The sequence below is a fragment of the Chryseobacterium sp. 22543 genome (assembly GCF_052044565.1).
Classification (GTDB): Bacteria; Bacteroidota; Bacteroidia; order Flavobacteriales; family Weeksellaceae; genus Chryseobacterium.
In genome coordinates this window covers 1-7717 of the sequence record NZ_JBQENH010000011.1, presented here as the reverse complement: position 1 = coordinate 7717, position 7717 = coordinate 1, and the positions used below count along the sequence as shown (strand labels likewise).

The following is a 7717-nucleotide window of genomic DNA, read 5'->3' as shown; positions in this document are numbered from 1 at the left end:
GTATAGATATAATTCTCTGCCGGTGAAAGCTGACCTTGAAGTGAGCCAGCCACCAAGATTCCTATTGGAATTATGAGTTTCTTCATCAGTTTTAGTTTTTATAATTGTATTTGAATTCTCTTGCCGTTTTATAGATCATATTACCACTGCTGTCTTTTTCCTGCTGACGGACTTCTTTTAATCGATTTGAAGTATCATAAATATAGCTTTCGATAATCCCTGATGGCGAAGTAATACTTCTAACTCCCACTAAAGGATCATAGGTATAAGTCGTAATCTGATAACCGGATAATGCTGAATTACTTCTAAATGAATTTAATCCTGATAAGAAGGTTGTCTCATCATTATTCAATCCCGCTGAAGCATCGGTATTCGACGCATTGACAATAGTATCAATTAAGGACGGCTGGATATCTGTTAATTTTGCTCCTTCTATCTTAGCAATAGGTTGAGTCAGATTATATCCCCAAATAATAACTGTTGAAATGCCATCTTTTGTGGTGTATTGTTGTAAATTTCCTTTATTGTCATATTTATCGTAAGTCACTTCGGTAGAAACAAGGTTTTGTAAATCTGTAGAAAGTATAGTATAAGGCAATACCAACCCCGAAGTTTTTAGATCAGCTTCTGACTGACTGGCTGGATAAAGTGTCTCAGTTTTTGATAGTGTTTTACTAATGGTACCTACTGTTTTACTGCTTACAGTCTCTAAAGGAATTCCAATCATATTTTTTGATATCATCAATTGGTTTCCTTTTTCATAGGCATATTCAAACTGAGTACGTTGGATTACATCTGGAAAATCAACATTTACAATTGTTGGATTAGTATGTTTGTAACTACTGTCATAAGTATAACTGGTAATTTGGCTGATATTTTTATTATCAAAATAATCAGTGGTTGTTGCCATTTTCTTTTTTACCCAGGCAGATGACATCTCATAACGATCAAGAGTAAAAGTATAATTACGTCCCATACAAACACCATTGGCATCATGAATTGCACAGGTCATAGACTTTACCCCTATATAATAGGGTCTTATTGTAAGACCAGGGAATCCGGTGCTATAATCATTTGAAAGATTATTGAAGTGATTATCAAATTCGTAGGTGTATGAGTCTTTCTTGACAAGTTTATGCTGTGAATTATAATATTTTCTATCAGTTAATATACCACGGGCAAACTGGTTATTGGCATAGGTAAAGATTGGACTTCTTGAATTTTTAGGATTGGTATGCGACATATTCATATATTCATCTACTATCTCATAGCTTTCCGCACTGTTATTTACATTTTTATTTCTGGTAGTGACCCTGTCATAAATCGTAGGTTTTCCGTTAATAGTACTAATATTAAAGTTTCCAGAATTACTAATAACCATTTGCTCACAGGTATACCCCATATCCTGGTCCTCCGCTATCTCCTGGATATAAGAATATTCAATATCATCTGCCATATATCTTCCTGTAGACTTATTGTTTTCATCTCTATAAATAAATTCTGTTTCATGAGTCAATATGTCTGCATCACTTTTCTTTATTTTTTGAACCCTTATTCCTCCAACAGATTTATTATATTGTTTGGCTTCTGAAACCGTTTCGTACCACTGTGCATTCAGAGTTGCATAGTGACTACTATTGACATTTCCGACCTTTCTGATTCTGATTTTATATGATGGTTTTATATTTTCAACAAATTCATATTCTTTATTGATCAGAAATGTTCTTAGAACAATATTGTTATTATCCAGAAGTTCACCTACAAAATGAGGCCCCTCTGGTAAAGAGCCTACAGGACCTTCATCAGGATTCGCTGTACTTTGAAAAGTAATTTTGAAATCTACTGTATTCCCATTTGTATTAACGTTAAATGTACCACCTAACGGTTCAAGATTTGAAATAAGAAAATCTTTTTTCCCTATTTGTGTTTCAGTACCTTCAAAATAAAAATCATCCAGCTCGTACTGCAGTCCCATTTTTCCGCCTGTAGGATATTGTATTTCTTTTAAACTCCCTGAAACAGCATAATTAATATCAGGATTTTTATCATCACCAAACCCGTAAATTTTATCACCATATTTAACAAAAGGAATTCCATGATTGGCTAATTTACCATTATAATAACCTACAAAATCTGTTTGATCTGATAACCTATTGGGTAATGGATTGTTCTCATAATACTGAAATTTATATTTTGAGTTATCTTTTAAATTTACCACTTCTTTTAGCTTCAGTCTTTTCATAAGATATGGAATTTCAGAATCATATCCGGGGGCTGACGGGGAATCAGTACTTGTAAAATAATCTTTTACCAGACTATAATCTGATATTAGTATATGCTGAGGATTTCTGACCTCTATTTTGTTTAAAGAAAGTCCATTATTGATATCCTCACGATTACCATACACAAACTTCACTTCACTGCCCTCAAATTCAATGCTCTGCAATACGCTTTCAGAAAGCACATTGGTCTTTGTTACAAACTCTTCATAGGTTATACCATTCTGGTATACACATGCTCTTGGAATCTTAAGCCCTTTGTAAAAGTTATTCAAATAACTATAACTACTCGCCTGGTAATTAAACTTTATTTCTTTTCCTGTTGGTAAAAGGATTTTTGTAATGATAAAATCTGTATTACTAAAGTCATTAGGGGCTGGAGCGCTCCCGCCGACAGTTTGAGTCTGATTTCCTGCTTTGAAATAATACTTTATACCCTGATCATCAGTGAAAACAAATGGATCTTCCATTTTTACTGTACTATAAGGAATTTGAATAATTTTTCCTGAACTGTCATAATAGAATTCTCCAGCTGCACTTCCCAAAGAGAAGGAATAGATATCTGGCTGGGTATCAAGTTGTGAGAATTCTTCTTTGATACTTTTTGCTAAATTATAATCATTAAGATTGCTTTGAACAGGATTGAAACTATCCGGATTTATATACTGAATTTTACCTTTATCTTCACGTCCTAAAACTTGTTTGGAAAGAGACATACCTCCTACAGATAAAGACCATCCAAGGCCTACCTTAGAAGCCGTTTCTTTTACCTTTACTCCTGATGCATGATATTTCAAAGTAATTGGAAGGCTGAAATCACCTAATTTTATGGTATATATTGGTATATCAATCCCAACAGTTCCAGTATGTGTAGAAGTTGGAATATCTGTATGCTTTGAAAGCTGGCTGGCATCAGGAGACTTAATTGTCAGATTATATTTACTTTCCTTTGCATCTACAGATTGTGAATAACCAAGGGCATATCCACAGATAATAAAAGAAGCTGCAATTATCTTTTTCATTTTTTTATTTCTTGATTAATTTAGCATTTGCTGTTTTGTTTGTATCAGTTTTTATGGTCACCAGATAAGCTCCCTGCACTAACGCCTGGGTATTGATCTTGGTCACTCTGTTCTTAGTTTTAATATTCTGTAGTTGTCTTCCACTCATATCATACAACAGAATATCTGCATCTTTGAAATCAAAGCCAATTTCTACATAAGCATAATCAGAAACAGGATTTGGATAGATCTTGATATCGTATTTCTCAATCAACTGATCAACTTGTTTATCTCCCAGCTTTACAATCTTCCAGTTCTCTTTTCCGAGCTCTTCTGCACTGGTTCCTGCCAGAATAATGGAACCGTCTCTGTTCAGTTTTAAATCAGACATTCTCTCTTCCTTCTTTCTGGATTCTCCACCCACGTGTTTTCTCCATTGCTCATTGCCATTATGATCCAAATACAACATCCAGAACGTTTCATCATCAGTTTCTACTCTTCCCTCTGCCTGGGTGTAGCCTCCCAATAAAATTCCTTTGGAAGATTGAGCATCTGCTGAATGAATCACATTCATGCCCATCAGAATATCACGATTGCCAAAATTGTAAGATTTCTGCCACTGTTCTTCACCTCTTTCATTTAAAGACATCAGCCAAAGGTCCGATCCTTCTTCGAGGCCTGCCGTTTTATTCCCTGACCTTTCTGATCTGGATTCTCCACCAATGATAAAGCCCGTTGAAGTTAATGCCAGAGTTCTCAAATGATCATCTCCTTTCCCTCCAAAGTTCTTTTCCCATTCTACCCTTCCGTTTTTATCAAGCTTCAAGATCCAGTAGTCTCCCTCACCAAAGTTTTCAGTTTTCTTTGTTCCTCCCAGCGAACTTCTGGAATAAATTCCAAGCAATGCTCCGCCATCTCTCGTTGGAATCATCTTCTCCACTTCATCTAAGCCTTTTCCACCTAAAATCAATTGTGATAATTCCTTTCCATCTTTATCGAGTCGGGTAATTAAAACATCTTTCGATCCATATCCTTTTGAGGAATTCTGTATATTTCCGGCAACAAAGAACCCTAGATCTGTTGTTTGAATAACTGCTCTTGCTTCTTCATCAAAAGAACTTCCTAGTGTTTTCTGCCATAATTCATCACCGAATTCATTGATCCGGATCAGCCAGATATCAGAACCTCCTTTAGAATCATCTTTCTTATCCAGACCCTTCCCTGAATACGAAGTACCTGCTAACAAACTTCCACCATCCTGAGTAGTAACAGTTGCTGACAAATAATCATGACTAGAGCCTGAGAAATACTTTTCCCAGACTTCTTCTCCCTGTTGGTTTAGCTTTACCAGGTGAAAATCGTAACCGTTATTTTGCTTCTGGCTGCCACCCGCTTGAGACTGGTTTTTAGACTGTATAGAACTTCCTGTGATAAGATACTGCTGATCAATGGTTGTAATGATCTGACTAAGAAAATCCTGGGTAGAGGATTTGATATCTTTTTGCCACACTACTTCCTGAGCAGATGTGCCCAGAATAGCGCATAAGGTTAGCGCTCCGAGATAGATTTTTTTCATTCCCGTGTTGTTGTTTGAGTTAGTAATTAGTTTTATGAAAACGTTGCAAATTTAACGTTTTTTCTATTACTGTCCTTTTATTTTAATATTCAGTATTTAATTACATGGAGGTTTTTAATATTGATCTGGAAGAGCCATTTTCTATCTTTTTTGAAAAAAAATTATAAGAACCAAAATTTTTTGCACAATAAAATAAAAAAGCACTTATGATGAGATAAGGGCTTTTTATTATAAAGACTATTTATTTAAATCATATTCTATTTGTAAATATTGTAGCGCATCAAAAGTAGCAAAGTCTTCTAAATAAACAAATGTTTCTTCAAAAATCGAATATGCAAATACATTTGCCGGAATTTTAGGTAATTTATTTGATTTCAATTGTTTAAATAAACCATCACAAGAAATTACTTCTTTTGTTTTAAGTTCAAAATTTTTCTTGTATGCTACATTTTGTGCAAAATTCTCCTCAGATTTATCAACAAAAATCACAAATTTATTATTGCTAATTTGAAAACATTTTAACTGTTTTTTATCTATACTTGGTAATTGGTTTTGTAAAGTAACAGAAAAAGAATTTTCATGATTCGGAACAACTAAAGCATAAATGACTGATTTATTATAATCATTTAATATAATTGTGCTAGATTTATCAATAAATAATAATGCATTATTTACTTTACGAGATACAGAATGACTCTTAAAAAAATCACTGGCATCTTTACTTTGTGCATTTATCCCTGTAAGTACCAGAAATAAAATAAATTGAAGTATTTTCATTTTATTTTAAATTAATATAATTATCTGAAAATTTTCTTGTATTCATATCTCTATAGTTAGAGCTACATTTAGATTATTCTCAATATTATTATGAAGTGTCAGATCCATTCCCTTCTTATAGAATTCTCCACTTTCTTTATACGTAACCTGTACTTTATCTGAAGCTTAAATATCGGAAAAAGCTGCATTCTTGGATGCAGCTTTATTACGTTTTGCAATATGCAAAAATTGAATTTATGTTAAAAGAATTTTATTTGATACAAATATTCTGATCCTCTTCGGCTGTATAATAGTTGTTATACTTTATTATAGTCGAGTCACTTAAAACGTATATTTTAGGTGAATCACCACCTTGTTGGATTAAACCACTTACAGATGTTACTTTAAAGGAATATTTTTTCCCTAATTCAATTTTAGTACAAGTATTACTGTTAGTCGGTTTAAATATTTCTATAATATCCATGTTGTCTGCTATTAGTATACTAACCATTTTATCTTGTTTAATAGAAATTATTTTTCTTGTAATATCAATTGGCTCTGAACTAATCTTAATATTAGTTGTTTGGCAACTGCACAGAATGGCAGGAAAAAATAAAAAAAGAATATCTTTCATAATGTTATTTTCTTAATCTTTTATCATCTTTATAAACTTTATATAAAGGTGTAGTTTGAACTTGATTATTAGGATCTATTTTTCCTGCAAAACCTTCATAATACTTTCTTAACCCTGTCGCAGTATTTTCAGCTCTTGTTCTCGCTGATATAATAATGTTATCATATGGCATCATTTTTCTTGTCAGATCATGCATTTCGTTAAAAATGAGATTAAGATTAGCTGAAGTACTAATCGAAACATCGCTTTTAGTTTCCAAGGATTTTTGAGCGATTAATTTATACAAGCAAGAAACTCAATACTTTTAACCGCTTACAATTCATTTCCATGTGTAAAGGCCACAAGTATTATAAGAATATTCAAAATAATCAATTCCCGACAAACTATTCCAAGTTTCCTTGCCTTCAACTTCATATACTATTTTTTTTTCGTTATAGTTATTTTGTATTAATCGAGATAACTCAAAAATATAACTATTGTTAATTTTAATAAGTTTACTTTTTTTAGGATATTCACAATTTATTTTTTGTGAAAGAAATACACCTTTTTTATTTTTATCGTATTCTATATTGATGATATAAAATGATTGTGTTGAATCTATTTTTACAACTTTACCCATGATCAGTTCATTTGGGATAGAGGTTGATGATTGCCCATTTACCTTGCAGCAAGTCACCAACAATAGTTGACACAACAGTATGATATAGCTAAAATTATTCATTTTATTTACGTTTTAGAGTTTTATAACTTCCAATCTCACGGACTTCTTTTGTTTTTACATTTTGGATTCTATAAGAATCTGTATATTCAATATACTTGCCAGATCCTACAGTATAATTTGGAGATTGTATTGATGTCCAATTAGGATTTGGATCAATATTTCTAGGATCAAGCCTGTTGGCTTCAGCATGTGCATAGTCATAACCTTGACTATTATTAAATTCAGATGTTGCAGCTGGAGCATTTGGAAAACATTGTGCCATAACAATAGCTTCTAAAGTTTCATGAAGTATTCCATATCCAGTTTGAGAACCATAATATGCTTTGTCCAGATTCCCTAACATTTCAGGATTCACTACATTTGTGGCCGTCGTTATTCCAGTAAGCGGATCTGTTTTAGATCCTCTAGAAGCTCCTCCTAAATATTTGGTATTATCTCCATCAATACGCATATCGTTATCAGTTTGAATTTCAGCCACAAAACTATGATCAGTGGTAGCATTTAGTAATTTTGTTGCTGCTTCAGACAAGGTAGCTCCTTTTACAGCAGTTGCACTAATTTTACCATTTGAATCCTTAGAGAGGTTAAGCTCACCCTCAACAGAAGATTGTAGTTGATCTAAAGCTTCCTGTGATCTACTTCCTTTAAGCACAACATCAAAATTTTCCATTCCATCTGGATCAATGAATCTCATTGGATTATTAAAAGCATAATTGTATGGTGTAAATCTTCTTGATTTCTCTGCCAATG

The 7717-nt window shown here is 33.0% G+C and carries 6 protein-coding genes and 1 pseudogene; all 7 read right to left on the bottom strand.

What is annotated here, in order from left to right:
- Window positions 1-91: 91 nt before the first annotated feature.
- Window positions 92-3301 (bottom strand): hypothetical protein, encoded by a 3210-nt coding sequence (locus tag ACTJIP_RS22980; RefSeq protein ID WP_440705141.1) that lies wholly within the window; start codon window positions 3299-3301, stop codon window positions 92-94.
- Window positions 3302-3305: 4 nt separating this feature from the next.
- Window positions 3306-4856, bottom strand: coding sequence for a T9SS type A sorting domain-containing protein (locus ACTJIP_RS22975; protein WP_440705140.1), 1551 nt, complete (start codon window positions 4854-4856; stop codon window positions 3306-3308).
- A gap of 237 nt (window positions 4857-5093) precedes the next feature.
- Window positions 5094-5633 (bottom strand): hypothetical protein, encoded by a 540-nt coding sequence (locus tag ACTJIP_RS22970; RefSeq protein ID WP_440705139.1) that lies wholly within the window; start codon window positions 5631-5633, stop codon window positions 5094-5096.
- 250 nt (window positions 5634-5883) lie between these two features.
- On the bottom strand, window positions 5884-6246 hold the full coding sequence (locus tag ACTJIP_RS22965; protein WP_149389415.1) for a hypothetical protein: 363 nt from the start codon (window positions 6244-6246) through the stop codon (window positions 5884-5886).
- 4 nt (window positions 6247-6250) lie between these two features.
- Window positions 6251-6505, bottom strand: coding sequence for a hypothetical protein (locus tag ACTJIP_RS22960; protein ID WP_440705138.1), 255 nt, complete (start codon window positions 6503-6505; stop codon window positions 6251-6253).
- A gap of 60 nt (window positions 6506-6565) precedes the next feature.
- Window positions 6566-6865, bottom strand: a complete 300-nt coding sequence (locus ACTJIP_RS22955) for a hypothetical protein (RefSeq protein WP_440705137.1) — start codon at window positions 6863-6865, stop codon at window positions 6566-6568.
- Between the two features lie 103 nt (window positions 6866-6968).
- Window positions 6969-7717, bottom strand: a pseudogene (locus ACTJIP_RS22950) (hypothetical protein); the annotation flags it as partial.

What these genes read in the sequence shown, in the direction of transcription:
- ACTJIP_RS22980 (WP_440705141.1), bottom strand. Translation starts at nt 3,301, where the DNA reads ATGAAAAAGATAATTGCAGCTTCTTTTATTATCTGTGGATATGCCCTT.
- ACTJIP_RS22975 (WP_440705140.1), bottom strand. Translation starts at nt 4,856, where the DNA reads ATGAAAAAAATCTATCTCGGAGCGCTAACCTTATGCGCTATTCTGGGC.
- ACTJIP_RS22970 (WP_440705139.1), bottom strand. Translation starts at nt 5,633, where the DNA reads ATGAAAATACTTCAATTTATTTTATTTCTGGTACTTACAGGGATAAAT.
- ACTJIP_RS22965 (WP_149389415.1), bottom strand. Translation starts at nt 6,246, where the DNA reads ATGAAAGATATTCTTTTTTTATTTTTTCCTGCCATTCTGTGCAGTTGC.
- ACTJIP_RS22955 (WP_440705137.1), bottom strand. Translation starts at nt 6,865, where the DNA reads ATGGGTAAAGTTGTAAAAATAGATTCAACACAATCATTTTATATCATC.